Below are 19,165 nucleotides of genomic sequence, written 5' to 3' on the forward strand. Positions count from 1 at the left end.
TCGAAGTTTCTCAATACATAGGCTCGTGGTGTCCTTTTGCCGTGAAACGATTCATCCCCCTCGTTTCACGGCCTGCCGGCTCGACCGCATCCCCTGACCATCGCGGCCGGACGGCAGACGTGCATCCCCACACGGAGGAACCATGCGCATGCTCCGGAACATCATCGCCACCGCTCTGGCCGTACCGCTGCTTCTTGCCGTGCCCGAAGCCGCATCCGAGATCGCACCCGGACTCGACGGATGTGGCGCGCGGCCCGCGGCCGCCGCGGAGGCCGCCGCCGCGACCACCACCGTCTGGCTCGCCGGCGACTCCACCATGGCCAACCCGTCAGCGACCTGCCCGGTCGGCTGGGGGTCGCAGTTCGACGCGCTGTTCAACAGCGACGTCGTGGTCAACAACCTGGCCCTCGGCGGCCGCAGCATCCAGACCTGGCTGTACGAGGGCAACGTCACCTCGACCATCGGCTCCGGCGGCGAATGCGTGCTCACCTCGACCACCGCCTCGGCGCGCTGGCAGCGGGTGCTCGACGGGATGAAAGCCGGTGACTACCTGTTCATCCAGTTCGGCATCAACGACGGCTCGACCACCTGCCCCCGGCACGTCGGCACCGCCCGGTACCAGCAGCTGATGACCATGATGGCGCAGACCGCTAAAGCCCGCGGCGCGTACCCGGTGCTGCTCACCGCGGTCGCCGCGATCACCTGCTCGGGCAGCACCGCGGTCAAGAACCGCGGCTACGTCACCCAGACCACCGCGGCCGGTGCCGCCACCGGATCGCCCGTCATCGACCTCCAGACGCTCAGCGTCAACCACTACAACTCGGTCAAGCTGTGTCCCAACAACGGCGACTACACGACCGGGCTCGTCGGGCAGTACTTCTGCAACGACCACACCCACTTCGAGACGTACGGCGCCCAGCGCATCGCCGGACTCGTGGCCGGCGCCCTGCGCACCCAGAACATCCCGCTCGCCGGATACCTGCTGTGAGAGCCGTCGTCGCCCTGCTCACGGCCGTCGCCCTCGTACCGGGGGCGCCGGCCCGGGCGGCCACGGCCGAACCACAGCTGATCACCAGCATCGACACCAGCGCGGGCGGCACCGGCGCGCGGCTGCTGCTCGGCGACGTCAGCGGCGACGGACGGCTCGACCTGATCACCATGCAGCCCACCTACCTGGCCAGCGACACCTACATCGGGCGTCAGGTGCAGGCGCTCACCGCGTACGACTTCGGGACCGGATCGCCGATGTGGCAGGTCGGCACGCCCGATCCGCGCGTCACCAACAACGGCACGGACATCCCGGCCGAGATCTACGACCTGGACGGTGACGGCGACAACGAGGTGCTGGCCTTGATGGCGGGCGTGTTCCGGGTCTTCGAAGGGCGGACCGGCATGCTCGTCCGGGAGTTCCCGGTGCCCGGCCCGAACGCGTGGGACACCATCGTCATCGCGAACTTCCGCGGGCTCGATCATCCTTCCGACCTGGTCTTCAAGGATCGGTACGAGCAGGTCTGGGCCACCGACGAGTACGGGAACCTGCTCTGGACCCATCGCGGGGTGACCGGGCACCGGCCGTACCCGCACGACTTCGACGACGACGGACGGCAGGAGCTGATCGCCGGGTACGACATCCTCACCCCGGACGGCGAGCTGCTCTGGACCGCGGACATGGCCGATCATCCCGACTCGATCGGGGTCGGTGACATCGACGGTGACGGCGCTGATGACATCGTGTTCGGTGGCGCCGGCAAAGGTGGGGACAGCACCAACGCGTACCGGCAGGACGGCAGTGTGCTGTGGTCGAACACCGACGCGGTCGAGGCTCAGCAGGTCGGGCTCGGGGACTTCCGGCCCTCGTCACCCGGGCTCGAAGTGGCCGGACTCGACCGGGTGGACCGTACCGCCACCACCGGCAAGGACGCGCTCTACCTGGTGTCGGCCACCGGCCAGACCCTGTGGAAGGAGAACCGGAACACCCTCGGCTGCTGGGGAACCGTCCTCGAACCCCTGCACAACTGGGACGGCACGTACTCCGACCTGCTGCTCTCCTGGAACCGTGGCTGCGGCGAGGTGGCCGGCATGTGGGACGCCGACGGGCAGCGGATCGCGACGTTCCCGGTCGACGGCCGGATGATGCGTGGCGACATCTGCGGCGACGACCGCGGCGAGGTCGTCGACTACGTGATGGGCGACCGCGCCTACCTGTACGCCGGCGGGCCCTGCGATCTGGCCGCCAAAGTCACCGGGCGGCCGTTGCCGCAGACGAAACGCCTCTACAACTACAGCCGGTACACCGCCGAGGAGATCCCGGCCGACCACGCGCTGGGCCGTCGCTGGACGCCGGCCGGGCATGCCTCGTGGCGGGTCGACCTGGGCCGGCAACGCGAGATCACCGGTGTGCAGACCACGTTCGCCGGGGCGGGCCGGGTCAGGTACCGGGTGGAGACTTCGGCTGACGGCCGCCGCTGGACCACCGTGGCCCGCGACGTCACCGGTGGGCGCACCGAGTTCACCGGGCTCGGCCGGCACGTGCGGCTCACCGTCACCGACTGCGCCGGGCCGGTCCGGCTGGGGTCGGCGTCGGTGCTCGGCACCAGATAGACACGACTGCGCGGCGCCGGGCCGGCCTTCGGCGTCGCGCGGTCAGCCGCTCGGCGCGTGGCCGGCCCTCGGCGCTGCGTGTTCAGCCGCTCGATGGCGACCGCCTTCGGCTCCGCGCGGTCAGCCGCTCGTCCCGGCGGTCAGCCTTTGGACTCGGCCAGGGTGTGCGCGACCAGCGCGTTGGCGTGCCCGTGGCCGAGCCCGTGCTCGGTCTTGAGCCAGGTGACCAGCTCGCCGTGGCGGGTCAGCGGGGAGGAGCGGATCAGCGCCTTCCAGTGCTCGATCGGCTGGCCGTACTTCTTCTCGATCGACGGAAAGTAGCTGGCGGGGCCCTTCACAGGTTCGGTCATACGCTATTTGACCGCACCCACCCCCGGAACTCATCGGTGGCCGGGAGAGTTGTTCAGAGGACCCGGTCGAAGACCATCATGTGCCGGCCCGGCCCGTCGTAGTCCTCGACCGGTCCGGTGACCGTGAAACCCATGCTCCGGTGGAACGCGATCGACGCGGCGTTGACGGGCGCGGTGATCGCTCCTGCCCCGACACATCCGGCTTCCCGCGCAAGCGCGAAGAACTCCTGATAGAGACGGCGGCCGAGACCGGTGCCGCGGGCGCCGGGCGAGACACCGACGAAGTGGATGTACGCCCTACCGGCTCGCGAAGGCGACAGCACACCGACGAGGAATCCGGCGAGTCCGCCGCCGGAGTCCCGCGCGACCAGGCTGGTGCGGTGGAAGTGGTCGAGGAACAGGCGGGGCAGCGACCCGGCGACCGGCCGCCCCCACCAGTCGTCAACGACCGCGATGATCTCGTCGTAGTCGCCCGGTCGCGCCTCGGCCAGCACCCACTCCATCCCCCGATCATGGCCGCAGTCCGGCCGCCCGGGTAGCCCGCGTGGACACCTGCGGCTCGATTCGGGCCACAAGTCACCCCGCTGTCGGGCCGGGCAGCCCGCGTGGACACCTGCGGTCCGATTCGGGCCACAAATCACCGCGCTGTCGGGCCGGGCAGCCCGCGCGGACACTTGCGGCTCGATTCGAACCGCGGGTCACCACGCTGATGTGTGCTCCTGTCGCCCGCTGCGCCCCCTCAAACCTCGGCTGGTCTCAGCGGATGACTACACGCGCGGGGGAGGACGACGCGGTGTACATCTGGGTGCTGCCGTCGGCTCGGGTCACCACCCAGACGTGACCGCTGTAGGTGTCCTGGTCGTAGCCCTGCCGGTCGGGCAGGTCCGAGTATCGGACCGGCGTGTTGCCGTAGTCGAGCCACGAGACGGTGACTGTCTCGCCGGACAGATTCTCGAAATGAACGACCGTCGGGCCGCCGGTCTGTGAGCTGCGGAGTTCCGGCTCGGCGCTCTCCGGCTCGGCGCGGATCTCCGGCCAGGTCAGGTCGAGTGTGGCCGTGACCGGAGGCGCCGGTGCCGCGGCTGCCGCTGCTGGGCCGGATGCCGGCGGCGGGTCGCCGTCCGCTGCGGTTACGAGGATCACCCCTACGGCACCGGCGACGAACACAAGAGCGAAGAGGGCCAGGAGAGCGGTGCGGCCCCGGTGGGCCTTCCGGGTCGGCGGCAGTTGGTACGCGATCGGCCGGTAAGCCTCGATCGGCGGGTCGACGGGCGGCTCGTGCGGGCCGGCCGGACCCGGGGGCGGCTGGTAGCCCATCGGAAGAGCCGTTGGGGGCGGGGGTGGCTGGTAGCCCATCGGAAGCGTCGTCGGGGGCGGGCCGGAGGTGGGCGCGGGAGGCGGCTGCTCGCTCACCCGGCCCACGTTACCCTCGCGGGTCCACGGTGATCTGCGGGCGCGGTGCCGGGTGTCCGGCGCGGGCCGGGATCGATGGCGAACGGTGGTCGGATGGTCCGGTCCGGCACCTCCTGCGCGGCCGATGGCGGGGCCGAATGGTGAGGCCGGTGGCGGACTGGTGGCGGGGCCGGATGGCGGAGTCGATGGCGGGGCCGATGACGGACGGCGGTGCGGCGTAGGGCTTACCGCAGAAGGGTGCGGCGTAGGGCGTACCGCATAAGGGTGTCAGGAAGGGGGCGCTGTGCTGTCGCGGACCACCAAGCCGGTGGGGAGCAGCACGTGCCGGGGTGTCAAGTCGGTGGATGTGCGGGTCGCCGCGATGGCCGCGGTGAGTGCGTCGGCGGCCGCGTGGCCCTTCGCCTCCACGTCCTGGTGGACCGTGGTCAGGGTGGGCTGGACCTGGACGGCGAGCGGGTTGTCGTCGAAACCGACCACCGACAGGTCGCGGGGGACCTGGAGGCCGAGTTCGGCGGCGACCTGGAGCGCGCCGTGCGCCACCACGTCGGAGAAGCAGAGGATCGCGGTCGGGCGGTCCGGGCGGTCCAGCAGCAGGCGGGCGCCGTCGCGGGCCGCTTCCAGGCCGGTGCCGTTCTGGCGGACCGCCTGCGGGGTGATGCCGGCCGGGCGCAGCGCGTCCTGCCAGCCCTGAAGGCGCTGCCGGGAGGCGTGGCCGTCGAGTGGGCGCACGTCGGGGTCGACCACGCCGTGCGGGCCGTGCAGGCCGGACAGCAGCAGGCCGATACGGCGGTGGCCGAGGTCGATCAGGTGCTGGGCGGCGGCGCGGGCGCCGGTGCGGTCGTCGACGTTGACGCTGGAGATGTCCGGCGCCGGGTCCTGGTCGACGTAGACCAGGGGCAGTTTGCGTCGGGCCAGCACGTCGACGACCGAGGACGTCGGGTCGCAGGAGTAGATCAGCGCGCCGTCCATGGCCAGGTCGCGGGCCGGGACGATGGCGCCGCTGTCGGCCGAGGTGAGCAGGGTGATGGCCAGGCCGGTGGGTGCCAGCCGGCCCGCGATGGCGCCCAGGAAGGTGGTGGCGATGTGGTCGGTGAAGGCGTATTGCAGCGACGACGTCAGGACGATGCCGATGGTGCCGGTGGTTCCCTTGGCCAGGGCACGGGCCGTCGGGTCGGGGCCGGCGTAGCCGAGTTCGTCGGCGGCGGCCAGGATCCGTGAGCGCAGCGCGGCCGACAGCTGGTCGGGCTTGGAGAACGCGTTGGAGACGGTCATGCGGCTGACGCCGACCCGGTCGGCGATCGTCTGCAATGTCACCCGTGCCGCCACGTCACCGCCGGTCCTGTCCGCTGCCGATTCACCGTCAGCGGCCACGATAGCTCTGTCGTCGCCGCCGGCCGCGGACCGGGCGGTCATGTCGGCCGGTAAGGGTTACGTCGGGGCGATGACGTGGGCGGCGCGGATCAGGCTGCGGGCCACTCCGGCGCGGAAGGTCCGGGTGCGGCGGGGCCGCTCGACGGGGGCGACGACCGGCGCGTCCGGCCGGGCGCTGCCGATCTGCTCGCGGGTGGCGTCGACGGCGATGATGAGGGCGACGGGCAGGTTCATGGTGAGCTCCTTCATCTCTATACCGGTACAGTAACCCTGCCGTCTTTACCGGTCAAGAGATCGCCGAAGTACCGTGCCCGCGCCGCATATCGCGGCATCCGTGCACGGACCGCGAGCGCCTCCAGCTCGGCCACGCCCGCCGCCGCCCGGGGCAGCCCGTACGCCGTCGCCACCTCGCAGATCGTGTCGATGGTGGCCGCGTCGATCCACCGGCACACCTGCGGCAGCCCGGCGCCGGTCTGGTGGTACGCGCTGTCCAGCCACTGCATCGCCGCCGTCACGTCACCCTGCCGGGCCGCCAGCAGCCCCAGCCCGCGCCCGGTGATGGCCAGCCAGCACGGGTCGGCCAGCTCCACCGCCGCCGTCCACGCGCAGGCCAGCAACTCCCCGGCGCTGTCGGCCCGGCCCTCCAGCAGGTCCAGCTCGGCCGACACCGCCTGCGGAAACGGCAGGAACGCCGTCCACCGCTGCTCGGCGACGAGCGTCAGCGCCCGGTCCACGCAGACCCGCGCGGCGCCCGGATCGCCGGCGGTGAGATGCGCGCGCGCCAGATTGGTCAGCGACAGCGCCGCCTTGCGCGGCTCACCGGCCTGTTCGGCCAGATCGATCGCCCGCCGGAACCGGCGGACCCCGGCTTCGTGGCGGCCGCTGTCGACGAGCGCGATCGCCTCCACCCCCAGCGTCGCGGCCAGCTTCGCGTCGTCGCCGCCGGCCAGCTCCCGGGCCTGCCGGAGCAGCGCGCCGGCGCCGCGACGGGCGCCTGTCGCGACGAACGCCAGCTCCCGGCCCGCGCTCGCCGCAGTCGCCCGATCCCCGGCGGTCCGGGCCAGGTCACGGGCCCGGAGCAGCGCCGCCACGCCTTCCGGGGCGGTCAGCGCCACCGTGTGCACCACGGTCGTGCCCAGGGCCGCGTTCGCCTCGCCCCGGATCATCTGATCGTCGAGCTCGTCGGCGAGGCGTACCGCCGACCGGAGCCGTTCCAGACCGTCGGCGGCCGCACCGGCCGCGGCCATCGCCTTGCCCGCTTCGATCTCCAGCCGGGCCTTCAGCCGCCGGCCGTCCGGCAGCAGGGTCAGACCGGCGGCGGGCGCCCGCTCGGCCTGGGCCAGCCGGGGCGACGGCCGAACGCCCAGCTCACGTTCGAACAACCGGGTGCAGGCGTCGGCGGCGGCCCGCGCGCCGGCCCGGTCACCGGCCGCCGCGAGGCTGCTGACCAGCAGCACCTGATGCCGCTCGGTCAGTGGCGCCAGCTGCACCAGCCGGCGGGCCAGGCGGACCGCCTCGGCCGGCCGTCGCGCGCCCAGCTCGGCGGTGACGGCCGAGCGCAGCGCCGCCTGGGCTGCGAGCGAAACCCGTTCGCGCTGCTGGGACAACCACAGCTCGAACTCCGGGCAGTCCGGCAGAACCAGGCCGGCCAGCAACTCCCCGGCGTCGAAGTCGGCCGGGGCCTGCCCGGACAGCATCAGCTGAGCGTCGACGACCGTGCCCGGCGACAGTGCGAGTGTCACCGGGTCGCCACCCACCACGGCATCGTCGCCGAGCCCGCGGCGCAGCTCCGACAGGGCCCAGCGCAGGGCGGCGGCCGGGTCGTCGGCGGCCGGGAACAGCAGCCCGGCCAGGGCGCGCCGGGTCGCCGGATGACCGCGCAGCGCCAGGACGGCCAGCAGCGACCACGTCTTGCGGCCCCGCAGCCGGCCGCCCTCCGCGAAGGGCCGGTGGATGCCGGGACGCCCGAGCAGCTGAATGATCGCGGCCACGCCGCCATTGTGGACCGTCCGGACCGGCTCGCGCCGCCACCCATCCGACAGCGTCACACGCCGGTTCACACGCTCCGGTGGCAGGGTGCCGGCAAACCTTGAGGAGTTCGTGATGCCCAAAGAGGTCGTCTACACGCCGGACGCCCCGTCGTTCCCCGCCTACAGCCAGGCGGTGAAGGCCGGTGACACGATCTACGTCGCGGGCACCGTCGGCATCGACGTCAAGACCGGCCGGTTCGCCGGCGACACCGTGCAGGAGCAGGCCCGTCAGGCGCTGCGCAACTGCCAGGCCATCCTGGCCGCGGCCGGCGCCACCCTGGACGACGCCGTCATGGTGCACACGCTGCTGCTGCGATCCGAGGACGCCGACGGTCTCATCGACGTCTTCGACGAATTCTTTCCGGAGGTACGCCCACCCCGCTGCGTCAGCCGGATCGGTGTCGACCGTCCCGGACTCCTCGTCTCGATCGCGATGGTGGCCGTCATCGGGTGACCGCGGGCGTCGACGGTGTGGCCGCCGGGGGCCGGGGCGGCATGTAGTCCTCGAGCAGCGCCGGAGTGAGACCGGCCCGGTGGATCGCCTTCAGTGCGCCGACGAAGTCGTCCCGGAACGCCTCGCGGAAGTGCATCAGGATGATGTCGCCCGGCTTGACCGGCTTGCCCTCCTGGTAGCGCACCTTGCCCTTGTGCACGGTCTCGGTCCACATGAAGGCCGCGGTCATGCCGCAGTCCTTGGCCGCGCGCAGCGTGGTGGCGTCCTTCTCACCGTACGGCGGGCGGAACAGCGTCGGCCGCCGTACGTACCATCCGGCGAGCTCGTCGGCCGAGTCGCAGATCTCGCGCTTCTGGAATTCGTAGGACCGTCCGCGCAGGCCGGCGTGGGTGACCGTGTGCGCTTCCACGACCGCGCCGGCGTCGATCATCGGCCGGAAGTACGCCGGGTCGTCACGTACCGCATCGGTGGTGAGGAAGAGGGTGACCGGCACCCCGGCGGCCGCGATGAGCTCCTGTCCTTCCGGCAGCTTGAGGTAGCCGTCGTCGATGGTGAGGAACGCGACCTTCTGATCGGTCGGGATGCGGTGCAGGTATTCCACCGAGTCACCCGCGGGCAGGGTGATCGGCTGCGGGGGAGGAGCGGGCGCGAAGTCCGGGATGCCGTAGTGCGCCCGCCGGGCCGCGAGGAGCTGTGCGGGGTCCGGTCCGGAGGGCGCCGGCGAGGAGGACACGGGTGGCGCGGAGGGTGCGGCCGATGATCCGGCGGGCGACGGCTGGGCCGTGCTCACCGAGCAGGCGGCCAGCAGGGTGACCAGCCCGGCCGCCGCCGTGGAACGAACAATCTTCGCGTACCGCACCGCGCGATCCTGGTCGTATCGATGTAAAGCACCGGTTAAGGGGGGTGCGCGCGGTGGCCCGGGTCACCGTTCAGCAGGCGCCCGCGTCCTGCCAGGGGCCGTACGGGTCGCCCGGCTCCTGGCTGCGGGTCCACCACTTGGCCCGCCATGACCGGCCGTCGTGGTGCACGGTCTCGCCACCGGTGTAGATCCACGACGTGGTCCAGGCCGGGAGCGTGCCGTCGCCGCAGGTGACCGGGGCGCCGATCTCGGCCCAGGGGCCCCACGGCGACGATCCGGGTGCCTGCGCGCGGGTCCACCACTGTGCGACGTAGTCGCGGCCGTCCTGCCGGACCCGGTTGCCGGTGGTGTAGACGGTGTCCGCCGACCAGGCCGCCGGAACCACGGTGACCTGATGGGTTCCGGTCGTCAGCGAGGACCCGGCCGCGGTGGCGGTGATCGTCGCGGTCCCGTAGCCGACACCGGTGACCACGCCATCGGCGGTGACCGTGGCGACCGCCGGGTCCGAGGACGACCAGGTGACCGCCTGGTCGGGGGAGAGGGTGATCTGGTGGCCGGGTATGACCTCGGCGGGCCCGGTGACGGTGACGGTCTTGCGGGCGACGGCCAGCCAGCTGATCACCGGGTCCTGGGAGCCGGTCTTGGCCACCGTGTAGGTGACCACGGTCGGCGTGGTCACCGTGAACGTCACCGTGCCGGTGGCCCGTGTGCTGCCGGACGAGAGACTGATCGGGGTGCCGGTCACCGTGCTGCCGCCGACCGTGACGGTCTGGGACATCGGGCGGGTCTGGGCCCACCATTCGGTGAAGCCGGCCGTCAGCACGTAGTCGCCGGGTTCGAGGGGCAGCCGGTAACGGATCGTCTTGTTGCTCCCCGCCCAGTAGCCGGTGGAGAACTTGTCGGCCGGGTCGGTGCTGCCCTTGACCGTGATGCCGTCGTTGACGTAACCCCAGGTGTCGGCGTTCGGCGAGATCTGGTCGGCGGCGTTGTTACGCAGCTCGGGCACGGCGCCGGCGACCGCCTGGAACTGCGGTGAGCTCTGCCCGGCGGCCAGCCCCGAGTCGATGAAGTAGGCGAGCGACGGCGGCACCACCTCGTAGCGGGCGGTGAACGCCTGCTTGCGGCCGTCGACGTAGGCGTCGTTGGTCCAGCCTTCGACGGACACCGTGGTGTAGGCGGTCCGGACGGTGGCCCGGCTGGCCGGGGTCCAGGTGACCTCGTGCGCCTGCCCGTCGATGGTCACCGTGGCGGGCAGGTTTCCGCTGGCCCGGACCGCGCCGGCGAGGCCGAGGTCGCGGCGGGTGTCGGTGACGTCGGCGGGCCGCAGGTTGTCGGCGGCCGCGGTGAGCCGGGCCGCGATCTGGGCGACGCCGATCGTGTCCAGGCCCGGCAGGCCGGGCAGCGCAGCCCGCGCCTGCTCACGGGTGGCGGCGAACACCGCCCAGGTCTGCGCCGACCAGTCGGACTCCACCGGATCGCCGGCAGCGGTCAGCGCGTCGCGGATCGGGGTGGTGGTGACGGGCCCGTCGACGTCACCGGAGATCGCGGTGACGGCATCCAGCACCAGCGTGCCCGCGCGGAGCGTGAAGGTCGCGGTGTGCGGGCCTTCGGCAAGACCCCTCAGGGTGTACGTGGCCTGCCGCTTCCCGGTGCTACGCGTGGGGGCGGACGCGGCCAGGGGTGCGCCGTCGACAGTGACGTCGAGGGTGGCGGCGCCGGTGTTGCCGCCGATCAGGTCGAGGCCGGTGCCGGTGAACCCGACGGTGACCGTCGAGCCGGCGGTGCTGCTGGTGGAGGTGGACCGGTGCCAGTCCATGGCGTCACCGGCCGCGGCCTTGTGACTCCACGTGCCCGTGTAGGCCAGGGCGCTGTCCATGTTGTCGACGAGCGTTTCGGCGTACGGCGAGAAGCCCTTGATCTTCTCGATCTTGAGATTGTCGAACCCGGTGCGGTAGAAGTCGCTGGACAGGTTGACGCGTCCGGCGAGCTCGGGGGCCGGGTCGAGGTAGCTGTGGACCTGCGCGCCGTCGACGAACGCGGTGATGGTCGCGCCCTTGGCCTCGACGGCGAGGTGGTGGGTGTCGGCCGCGGCCGTCGTGCCGGTCGCGATGGTGGCGCCGTGCCTGGCGAAGGTCCAGGCGCCGGCCCGGTTGACGCGCAGCAGGTAGGCGGCGCTGTCGGCGGTCATGCCGTTCTGCTGGCGCACGCCGAGACCCGCCGTGCCGCCGGCCGGGTCGGGGCGCACGTCGACGCTCGCCGTGTAGTTCTGCCAGCGGAAGTCGCCGACCAGGGTGTTGGGGGTGGTGCGGTTCCAGGCGGCGGTGTCCTTCATCGACTGGTCCATCAGCTGGTACAGGGCGTCACCCTCGACCTGCCAGGCGCCGGTCTGGTCGACCAGGTAGCGCGGCTCTCCGCCACGCGACGCCAGGTAGGACGGGGCCTCCTGGGCGTAGGCGAAGTCGTCGGCGTACAGGATCTGGTCGTCGGTGTCGTGGTTCTTGCCCGTCGCGTCGGTGTCCAGGACGGTGCGCGGCTGTGTTGCGGGCAGCGGTTCGGCGGCGGCGGTGTCGAGGGTGGTGAACGTGACGATCGACCGCGGCGGCACCTGGTAGGTGTAGTAGCCGTCGGCGGTCGGCTGCAACGCGGCGACCTTGCGCATGTAGTGGGCGGCCCGGGTCTCCCACACGTTGACGACTGGAACATTGACGACTGGATCGTTGACTAGATCCATGTTGTCAATCTTGATTCGGTACGTCTTGGTCTGATCACTGTCGTTGACGGCGATCGTGGAGAAGTCGCTGCGGTCCGGAGCGGCGAGTGTCAGGTAACTGGGCGCACCGTTGGAACCGTCGATGTTCTCGGTGCCGCTGACGCCGCTGTAACTGGCCTCGGGCACGGTCCGCCAGATGCCGGCGGTGTTCGTGTCGTTCTCCCAGCCGGTCGTCGCGAACCGGGTGAAGTGCTGCATCACGTGGATCGCGGCGTCGTAGTGGATGCTCCCCGACCACGGGTCGCGGGCGCTGAGCAGCTCCTTGTGGCTGTACTGGGCGCCCTCGTAGAACGAGCCGATCGCCGGCTGGAAGATGTAGTGGGTGCGCTTGGACCGGTAGTAGCCCTTGACGCTGCGGTTGGCCAGGTCGAGGGCGCTCTGCAGACCGCCGATGCCGGTGCTCGCACCGCCGGGGCCCTCGTTGTTGTTGACCCGGTAGTCGGTGAACCCGAACGAGCCGACGCCCTCGCTGTACCAGACCTCCTTGTCGCGGACGGTCGCCAGCTTCGTGTAGGGCTCGTAGGTGTTGCTGGTGGCGGCGCCGTCGTACCTGTCGTCGGTGTTGTAGTGGTAGCCGACCGCGTCGACGATCCCGAACAGGGCGGGATCGTCGAGCAGCGCCGGTCCGATGTTCTTGGTCTGGTTCTCGTCCGAGGCGACAATCTTGATCCGGTGGTACGCGTCGGCGACCGCTGCCTGCTGCTCGGCGGGGATGCCGTACCGGGGATCGGCGAAGTCGGTGTCGGTGACGACGGCGTTCTTCCAGTACTTGATGAACGCGATGTCCGGGCTGCTGGTCTCGTTGGTGTCCGGGTTGACGTAGTCGACCATGTACCCGTACTTCTCGTACGCGTCGAGGATCGTCTCCTTGTACCACTGGTACATCTCGTCACGGCCGGTTCCGGCGCTCCACGCGGTCTGCACCCAGTAGGGCATGGTCCAGCGCAGGATCGACACCTTCAGCCGCGGGTTGACGGTCTTGGCGTCGGCGGCCAGCTGGAAGCCGGGGGAGCGGGAGGCGTCGGCGAGCTCGGTGGCGGTGCGCATGGTGGCCGCGTCGGCGCCGGTGGAGTTGTTGGTGTCCGAGCCCATCTCCACCTTGACGTGGTTGATCAGCGGGCGGTCGCCGCCGAACAGCACGTCGATCATCTGCCAGTACCGATCGGGCTGCTCGGCCTTGTAGTCCATCAGCAGGTTGCTGGTGCTGTTGGCGCTGATCAGCCCGAGTCCCTTGTAGGTCAGGCCGTTGGTGTTGTCGGCACGCACGTCGAGGCCGTCGATCACCACGTCGACCGGGTCGTCCGCGGCCGCCGCCGGCTGTGGCATCACCGTCAATGTCCACGCCAGCGTCGTCGCCATCGCAGCGCAGCCTGCCATCCACCGTCTCATCGCGACTCCCGGCGTGATCACTTCGGTGACGATCCTGTTACGGGAGTAAACCGCTCACAACAACGCACGTCAATGCTCGAACGAGCACAAACGATCGGAGGTGGCCAGGTGTGATCGGAAACGATCGTTTCAGGCGGGCAGCTGCACCTCGAAGCGGCAGCCGCGGCCGACATTGCAGACGCCGACCCGGCCACCGTGCGCCTCGACCAGGCCGCGCACGATCGCCAGGCCGAGCCCACCTCCGGGGCCGGCGTCGGCCGCAGCCGGGGTCCGGGCGCGTTCGCCGCGGAACGCGACGTCGAAGACCCGCGTGAGGTCGGGTTCCGGGATGCCGCCGCACGTGTCGGACACCGTCAGCCACACGTGACCGTGCTCCTGACCGGCGGCGATCTGGACGGTGCCGTCCTCAGGCGTGTACCGCACCGAGTTGATCAGCAGGTTGCTGACGATCCGGGCGAGCTCCCGCTCACCGCCGCGAACGACAGGCCAGCCGGTGTCAGCGGCGACCAGATGGATCCGGCGGCGGGCGGCGAGCGGCGCCACCCCGGCCAGCGCGTCCGACACCACCTCACCCAGCGGCACGGCCGTCGGCATCAGCCGCAGCGCGCCGGCGTTGATCCGGGACAGCTCGAACAGGTCGTCCACGAGCTGGGTCATCCGGTCGGTCTCCACCCGGATCCGCCGGTGATACTCGTCGACGGTGGCCGCGTCGGCGATGATGCCGTCCTCCAGAGCCTCGGCCATCGCACGCAGCCCGGCCAGCGGGGTCCGCAGGTCGTGCGACACCCAGGCGACCAGCTCCCGGCGGCCGGCCTCCAGATGACGTTCCCGGTCCCGGGCCGCCTGCGCCCACACCGCGGCCGCCGCCAGCCGGCTGCCGAACACGGCACCCACCCCCAGGCTGATCAGCGCGGACGCGGTCACCGTCACCAGCACCACCCACAGGTCGTGCGCCGACAGGAACATGGCCTGGGCGACCGTGGCGACACCGGCGACCACCGCCAGCACGGTCACCGCGATCAGCACGAGCACGTGCACCAGGATCGACCGGCCGCGCAGCAGCTTCAGCGTCCCGGCGCCGGCCAGCCCGACGACACCGCCGGCGAGCAGGGCGTACAGCCCGATCAGCAGGGTGTCCTTCATCGGGCGGCGCCGCCGTCCAGCGGGTCGTACCGGTAGCCGACGCCCCAGACCGTGCGGATGCGGTCCGGGTTGGCCGGGTCCCGCTCGATCTTCTCCCGCAGGCGGCGCACATGGACGGTCACCGTCGACTGGTCGCCGAACTGCCAGCCCCAGACCTTCTCCAGCAGGTCGGTACGCGACCACGCCCGGCCCGGATGGCGCATCAGGAAGATCAGCAGATCGAACTCCCGCACGGTCAGCGCCAGCGGCATGCCACCGGTCTCGGCGATCCGGCGTGCCGTGTCGACCGACAACTCCGCGTCGGTCAGCATCGCCGGCTCGGCCGGGGGGCCGTTCTGCGCGGCGGTGCGGCGCAGCACCGAACGGATCCGCAGCACCAGCTCACGCGGCGAGAACGGCTTGGTCACGTAGTCGTCGGCGCCGACCTCCAGGCCGAGGACCCGGTCGGCCTCCTCACCGAGCGCGGTCAGCATCACGACCGGCAGCTGCGGCAACTGCCGGCGCAACCGCCGACACACCTCGAGGCCGTCGATGCCGGGCATCATCAGATCCAGCACCACCAGGTCGGGCCGCCGTGCGGCGACCGCGGCGAGACCGTCGGCGCCGTCGGCGGCCAGCTCGACCTCACAGCCGGCCTGCTCCAGGTAACGCCGCACCACGTCACTGACCGTGGGGTCGTCGTCGACCACCAGCACCCGATGTCCCATTCCGCCACGTTACCGAGCGGCTCCGGCCGTACCCCCTGGTCCAGGTCTTTCCGATTTCTTACGACGTCTCGAGCTGGTCCGGCGAACGCTTTCACGAGGGCGGGCAGATCCGCGAGATCAAGCAGGCACACTACGAGCGTTTCAAGCGCCCCGACGACGATGACTGGTTCTCCCGTTTGACGGTCGTCGTCCGGGACGAGCCGTGAACGATTTCAGTCCGATGGCCGAGGTCGATCGCAATCCCATTTGACGAGCAGAAACAAGGTATGTCGCAGGTCGCCTTCCACCGCGGTCTCGGCACCCAGCCGGCATCGTAATTCGTTCATGATAATGGAGGCGTACGTTATTGCGTCCTCGGACATCTCCTTGCGGGGCTCACCCAGCTCGACGATGATCTCGCCCGGTTTGACCGCCACCACGCTGGCCGCGATCGCCACCTCGCGAACGGGCGTGGGTATGACGAAGTCCTCCATGCCGTCCAGGGAGGGTGCGGTGACACGCCATTTCCGGAACCACCAACCGCCTCGGGCGACGGGCGTCGGTCGAGGACTGATGTGGACGTTTTTCGCCGCCTCGATGTAATAGCTGTCGTCGTAGGCCATCACATGATCCTACTTTCGCCGGGAGGCGGAGAATAGCGGCGCCGGAGCAGCCTCGACAGCACCGCTGTGATGACGATCAAGGACAGGATCAAGAGCAGATTCCGGCCGTACGGCAGAGGCAGCGCCGACGGATTACCGGGCGGGCGCCCGTACCCGAGAACGAGCGGGAACGCCACCACGGTGACCGCCGCGGCGACGATCGTGGCGGCTGTCGTCACCGCCCGCCATCGGATCGGGACCAGCCGGGTGATCAGCGCGCCCGTGACCAGGACCGCCGCCATCCAGAGGACGTCGTGGCCGATCAGCGCGCCGGCCATGAACAGCAGCACCCCGACCGGGTCGACGTCGGGATCGGTGAGCGCCCCGGCCGTGGCGAAACCGATCAGCGCCACACCGGTGACCACCAGCGCCGCCCGGATCCTCATGACTCCTCCCGTACGGTGATCGAGCCCAGCCATTTGGTCTGCTGCACGCCGGGCCGGTTCGGGGCGATCAGCCGGGCCGGATATCCGTGGTCCGGGTGCAGGGTCTCGCCGTTGAGCCGCAACGCGACGAGGGTCAGCGGGTCACGTACGTGCGGGGTGGCCACCGTCGACGTGCGGTAGCGGCCGGCCGCCTCCAGCGACTCGACCACGACCGTGGACCGGTCCGGGTCCGCGCCGACCAGCGTGACCAGGTCCCGCAAGCGCACCCCCGACCACGACGCGGACGCGCTCCAGCCCTCCACACAGGCGATCGGCAGGTCGGCGGTGTGCTGGTCGAGGGCGTTCAGGGCGGTCAGGTCCAGGTTCACCTGCCGCTGCGGGCCGGTGATCGTCAGCCGGTACGACGGGTCGAGCGCGGTCGTCCGTACCCCCGCGTTTTCTGCCGTGTTGTTGACCGGAAGTCCCTGGGGGCCGATGTCGGGCCGGCGCGGGGCGAGCAGCGCCAGGCCGGACAGCGGCCGGACCGTCTGGCCGGCGGTGACCACGGTGATCAGGCCCGCGGCCGTGGCGACGGCGCCGAGCAACCCGCGCCGGGTCAGCCCGTCCGGGCCGGGTTCGGGTTCGGGCCGGGCCAGCGCGGCCCGCACGATCGGCAGCTGGACGCCGATGTGAACGAGCAACGCGCCGACCGCCAGCCAGCCCACCCAGTAGTGGGCGGCGGTGAAGAAGAACGGCATCGGCGCATACCAGCGGGAGACGTTGAGGATCCCGCCGACGACCTGGAACAGGGCGGCGGCGACCAGCACGGCGACGCTGACCCGTTCGGCGGCGTGGGCGACCGACCGGATCGGCGGCCACTGGAACAGCCGCGGGTACACCGACCACAGTTTGGCGCCGAGCAGCGGCACCGACGCGAGCCCGGTGATCACGTGCAGGCCCTGGGTGAACCGGTAGAACCCGGCCGGCCGCGACGGCCAGGTGATCCCGGCCGGTGGATGTTGCAGGAAGTGGCTGACCAGGCCGGTCAGGAAACAGATCCCGAGCGCGACGCCGAGGGCGATCCCGAGCAAGCTGGTCAGCCGGTGCGACCGCAGGGCGCTCACCGGGGGCTCAGGGTGGCGAACCATCGCCCCGCCTCCGTCCACGTGTCGATCACCCGCATGGCCGCCGCCCCGGCCATGCCGGGCAGGTCGTCGAACGGCACGCACGCCCAGCGCAGCGAGCCACCGGCGGAACCGTGCACGGTGGCGGTCCCGGACCACGCGGTGGTGCCGGGCGGCGCCAGTTCGGCGTGGACCAGGCCGTCGGCGGCCAGCAGTTCCCGGCAGCGGGCCAGCAGCCGTCGTGGGTCGCCGCCGATGCCGATGTTGCCGTCGGCCAGCAGCAGATGCCGCCACCGGCCGGCGCCGGGCACCGGGCCGAACACGTCCCGGTGCAACGCCACCGCGCCCCGGCGCAGCGCCAGGCGTACGGCGGCGGCGCTCACGTCGATGCCCAGCGCGGTACGGCCGGAGCCGAGCAGCGCGCCGGTGAGCCGGCCCGGCCCGCAGCCGACGTCGAGGGTGGCGCCGGTGCATCGCCGGAGCAGGCCGTCGTCGCCGGCGAGGGTGTCGCGGCACCAGGTGGCCGGGTCGAAGTGCAGCACCCCGCCGCCGGCGTGCCGGGCCGAGAACGTGGCGGGCGCACCCGCCGCGGCCCGGCTGAAGACGGCGTCGAACACGGTCGCGGTCACCTGATCACCGCCGTGGCCAGGGCGAACCGGCTGTCCGGCGGGCACAGTGCGGCCACCTGGCGGGCGTCGTCCGCGGTGTCGACGTCACACAGTTCGGGCAGCATCGCGACCCGCAGGCCGCGCCGGTGCAGCGCGGTCAGGGTGTGCTCTCCGGTGTCGGCGGTGGAGGTGACGATGCCCCGCAGCACCGTCGCGTCCCCCGCGTCGCGCAGGCCGAGCGCCCACCAGCCGCCGTCGGCGGCCGGGCCCAGCACCGCGTCCGGGCCGTCCGGCGTGTGCAGCTGCTCCAAGGCCGCGGCCAGCCGGCCGGCGGTGATCTGTGGGGTGTCCATGCCGATCAGCACGGTCGCGGCACCGGCGACGCGGGTGTCGGCGAACGCGCCGGCCAGCCGCTCGTCCAGCGGGCCACCACGCTGGGGGACGGTCAGCCAGCCGGGTGGCGCCGGGTGTTCGCCGTCGACGACCAGGATCCGCCGGTCCACGTGGGTGGCCGAGACGGTGTCGAGGGTGTCGGCCAGTGCGGCCGCGGCGATTCCGGCGGCCTGCTCCGGGGTGCAGGGCGGGCAGAGCCGTGTCTTGACCCGCCCGGGGCGTGGCTCCTTCGCCAGGACCAGGATCTGCGAGGCGGTCACCGGGCCAGCACCGCGCTCATGTCGCGTACGGCGCGGACCGTCCCGAGCACGGTGCCGGTCACCTTCGACCGGGTGCCGGCGGCTCGCGGGTGGTAGTCGACGTCGACCTCCATCACCCGCCAGCCGGCCCGGCCGGCCGCGATCAGCAGCTCCAGCGGGTAGCCGAACCGGCGGTCCCGGAGGTTCAGGTCCAGCAGGTCGTCGCGGTGTGCGGCCCGGATCGCGCCGATGTCGTGCACCGGCAGCCCGGTGGTCCGGCGCAGCCGACGGGCCAGGACGGCGTTGGCGGCGCGGGCGTGCAACGGCCACGCCCCGGGTACGGCCGGACGCCGCCGCCCGGTGCCCAGGTGCGCGCGGCCGGCCAGCACCGGCGCGGCCACCCGGGGCAACTGGGCCGGGTCGAACGAGCCGTCGGCGTCCATCACGCACACCACCCCGTCGTCCGGGTCGGCGGCCAGCACACCGGCGTGCACGGCGGCCCCGTAGCCGGGTTCGGCGACGCTGATCACCCGGGCGCCACACGCCCGGGCCACCTCGGCCGTGCCGTCGGACGAGCCGTTGTCCACCACGATCGGCCGGTAGCCGGCCGGCATCCGGGCCAGCAGGTCCGGCAGGGCGGCCGCCTCGTCGCGGCAGGGAAGAACCACATCGGTCATGGCTCCGGACGCTAGTCACGATCGGGCCCGC

At 71.7% G+C, this 19,165-nt stretch carries 19 protein-coding genes; 3 read left to right on the forward strand and 16 right to left on the reverse strand.

The annotated features are described in order from the left end of the window. Positions 1-142: 142 nt before the first annotated feature. Together AB0E94_RS12290 and AB0E94_RS12295 are read left to right on the forward strand one after the other, a co-directional pair. Positions 143-988, forward strand: a complete 846-nt coding sequence (locus AB0E94_RS12290; protein ID WP_360325539.1) for a GDSL-type esterase/lipase family protein — start codon at positions 143-145, stop codon at positions 986-988. After that, positions 985-2,601: a discoidin domain-containing protein gene (locus AB0E94_RS12295; protein WP_360325540.1), complete on the forward strand. Its 1,617-nt coding sequence runs from the start codon at positions 985-987 to the stop codon at positions 2,599-2,601. The genes AB0E94_RS12290 and AB0E94_RS12295 overlap by 4 nt, the downstream gene beginning before the upstream one ends. A gap of 140 nt (positions 2,602-2,741) precedes the next feature. On the opposite strand, the gene AB0E94_RS12300 is transcribed toward AB0E94_RS12295, so the two are convergent. The 6 genes from AB0E94_RS12300 to AB0E94_RS12325 all read right to left on the reverse strand — a co-directional run bounded on the left by AB0E94_RS12300 (position 2,742) and on the right by AB0E94_RS12325 (position 7,726). Then, a complete protein-coding gene (locus AB0E94_RS12300; protein WP_360325542.1) occupies positions 2,742-2,951 on the reverse strand; it encodes a DUF4287 domain-containing protein in 210 nt (69 codons plus the stop codon). A 53-nt stretch (positions 2,952-3,004) separates the two neighbouring features. Then, the gene (locus AB0E94_RS12305; protein ID WP_360325544.1) at positions 3,005-3,454 is read right to left on the reverse strand and encodes a GNAT family N-acetyltransferase; all 450 of its coding nucleotides are present in this window, start codon (positions 3,452-3,454) and stop codon (positions 3,005-3,007) included. A gap of 253 nt (positions 3,455-3,707) precedes the next feature. Further along, positions 3,708-4,364: a hypothetical protein gene (locus tag AB0E94_RS12310; protein WP_360325545.1), complete on the reverse strand. Its 657-nt coding sequence runs from the start codon at positions 4,362-4,364 to the stop codon at positions 3,708-3,710. Between the two features lie 267 nt (positions 4,365-4,631). Beyond that, positions 4,632-5,735 carry a LacI family DNA-binding transcriptional regulator gene (locus tag AB0E94_RS12315; RefSeq protein WP_360325546.1) on the reverse strand — a complete coding sequence of 368 codons (1,104 nt, stop codon included), beginning with the start codon at positions 5,733-5,735 and terminating at the stop codon, positions 4,632-4,634. Positions 5,736-5,792: 57 nt separating this feature from the next. Beyond that, on the reverse strand, positions 5,793-5,969 hold the full coding sequence (locus AB0E94_RS12320) for a hypothetical protein (protein ID WP_360325548.1): 177 nt from the start codon (positions 5,967-5,969) through the stop codon (positions 5,793-5,795). Between the two features lie 17 nt (positions 5,970-5,986). Next, positions 5,987-7,726, reverse strand: a complete 1,740-nt coding sequence (locus AB0E94_RS12325; RefSeq protein ID WP_360325550.1) for a BTAD domain-containing putative transcriptional regulator — start codon at positions 7,724-7,726, stop codon at positions 5,987-5,989. Positions 7,727-7,838: 112 nt separating this feature from the next. On the opposite strand from AB0E94_RS12325, the gene AB0E94_RS12330 reads away from it, so the two are divergent. Further along, positions 7,839-8,219 carry a RidA family protein gene (locus AB0E94_RS12330; RefSeq protein WP_360325551.1) on the forward strand — a complete coding sequence of 127 codons (381 nt, stop codon included), beginning with the start codon at positions 7,839-7,841 and terminating at the stop codon, positions 8,217-8,219. Here AB0E94_RS12330 and AB0E94_RS12335 read toward each other — a convergent pair. From AB0E94_RS12335 to AB0E94_RS12380, 10 genes are all read right to left on the reverse strand, one after another. Beyond that, a complete protein-coding gene (locus AB0E94_RS12335) occupies positions 8,209-9,078 on the reverse strand; it encodes a polysaccharide deacetylase family protein (protein WP_360325553.1) in 870 nt (289 codons plus the stop codon). The two genes, AB0E94_RS12330 and AB0E94_RS12335, sit on opposite strands and share 11 nt — an antisense overlap. Before the next feature lie 70 nt (positions 9,079-9,148). Continuing rightward, positions 9,149-13,207 (reverse strand): carbohydrate-binding protein, encoded by a 4,059-nt coding sequence (locus AB0E94_RS12340; protein ID WP_360325555.1) that lies wholly within the window; start codon positions 13,205-13,207, stop codon positions 9,149-9,151. Between the two features lie 159 nt (positions 13,208-13,366). Further along, positions 13,367-14,380 carry a HAMP domain-containing sensor histidine kinase gene (locus tag AB0E94_RS12345; protein WP_360325557.1) on the reverse strand — a complete coding sequence of 338 codons (1,014 nt, stop codon included), beginning with the start codon at positions 14,378-14,380 and terminating at the stop codon, positions 13,367-13,369. After that, the gene (locus tag AB0E94_RS12350) at positions 14,377-15,087 is read right to left on the reverse strand and encodes a response regulator transcription factor (protein WP_360325559.1); all 711 of its coding nucleotides are present in this window, start codon (positions 15,085-15,087) and stop codon (positions 14,377-14,379) included. Before AB0E94_RS12350 ends, AB0E94_RS12345 begins: the two co-directional genes overlap by 4 nt. 212 nt (positions 15,088-15,299) lie before the next feature. After that, the gene (locus AB0E94_RS12355; protein WP_360325560.1) at positions 15,300-15,689 is read right to left on the reverse strand and encodes a hypothetical protein; all 390 of its coding nucleotides are present in this window, start codon (positions 15,687-15,689) and stop codon (positions 15,300-15,302) included. Then, a complete protein-coding gene (locus AB0E94_RS12360) occupies positions 15,689-16,114 on the reverse strand; it encodes a hypothetical protein (RefSeq protein ID WP_360325561.1) in 426 nt (141 codons plus the stop codon). The genes AB0E94_RS12355 and AB0E94_RS12360 overlap by 1 nt, the downstream gene beginning before the upstream one ends. After that, complete coding sequence (locus AB0E94_RS12365; RefSeq protein ID WP_360325562.1) at positions 16,111-17,217, reverse strand: molybdopterin-dependent oxidoreductase; 1,107 nt, start codon at positions 17,215-17,217, stop codon at positions 16,111-16,113. Before AB0E94_RS12365 ends, AB0E94_RS12360 begins: the two co-directional genes overlap by 4 nt. Continuing rightward, positions 17,214-17,759 (reverse strand): class I SAM-dependent methyltransferase, encoded by a 546-nt coding sequence (locus AB0E94_RS12370; RefSeq protein WP_360325836.1) that lies wholly within the window; start codon positions 17,757-17,759, stop codon positions 17,214-17,216. Before AB0E94_RS12370 ends, AB0E94_RS12365 begins: the two co-directional genes overlap by 4 nt. Positions 17,760-17,842: 83 nt before the next feature. Continuing rightward, positions 17,843-18,478: a DUF2064 domain-containing protein gene (locus tag AB0E94_RS12375; protein ID WP_360325564.1), complete on the reverse strand. Its 636-nt coding sequence runs from the start codon at positions 18,476-18,478 to the stop codon at positions 17,843-17,845. Then, complete coding sequence (locus AB0E94_RS12380; RefSeq protein WP_360325565.1) at positions 18,475-19,134, reverse strand: glycosyltransferase family 2 protein; 660 nt, start codon at positions 19,132-19,134, stop codon at positions 18,475-18,477. The genes AB0E94_RS12375 and AB0E94_RS12380 overlap by 4 nt, the downstream gene beginning before the upstream one ends. Positions 19,135-19,165: the final 31 nt, after the last annotated feature.

Origin of the sequence: Actinoplanes sp. NPDC026670, from assembly GCF_040638175.1 — a bacterium.
GTDB lineage: Bacteria > Actinomycetota > Actinomycetes > Mycobacteriales > Micromonosporaceae > Actinoplanes.

Coding starts and splice junctions, on each gene's coding strand:
- AB0E94_RS12290 (WP_360325539.1), top strand. CDS start 143: ATGCGCATGCTCCGGAACATCATCGCCACCGCTCTGGCCGTACCGCTG.
- AB0E94_RS12300 (WP_360325542.1), bottom strand. CDS start 2,951: ATGACCGAACCTGTGAAGGGCCCCGCCAGCTACTTTCCGTCGATCGAG.
- AB0E94_RS12305 (WP_360325544.1), bottom strand. CDS start 3,454: ATGGAGTGGGTGCTGGCCGAGGCGCGACCGGGCGACTACGACGAGATC.
- AB0E94_RS12320 (WP_360325548.1), bottom strand. CDS start 5,969: ATGAACCTGCCCGTCGCCCTCATCATCGCCGTCGACGCCACCCGCGAG.
- AB0E94_RS12330 (WP_360325551.1), top strand. CDS start 7,839: ATGCCCAAAGAGGTCGTCTACACGCCGGACGCCCCGTCGTTCCCCGCC.
- AB0E94_RS12340 (WP_360325555.1), bottom strand. CDS start 13,207: ATGGCGACGACGCTGGCGTGGACATTGACGGTGATGCCACAGCCGGCG.
- AB0E94_RS12345 (WP_360325557.1), bottom strand. CDS start 14,380: ATGAAGGACACCCTGCTGATCGGGCTGTACGCCCTGCTCGCCGGCGGT.
- AB0E94_RS12350 (WP_360325559.1), bottom strand. CDS start 15,087: ATGGGACATCGGGTGCTGGTGGTCGACGACGACCCCACGGTCAGTGAC.
- AB0E94_RS12355 (WP_360325560.1), bottom strand. CDS start 15,689: ATGGCCTACGACGACAGCTATTACATCGAGGCGGCGAAAAACGTCCAC.
- AB0E94_RS12360 (WP_360325561.1), bottom strand. CDS start 16,114: ATGAGGATCCGGGCGGCGCTGGTGGTCACCGGTGTGGCGCTGATCGGT.
- AB0E94_RS12380 (WP_360325565.1), bottom strand. CDS start 19,134: ATGACCGATGTGGTTCTTCCCTGCCGCGACGAGGCGGCCGCCCTGCCG.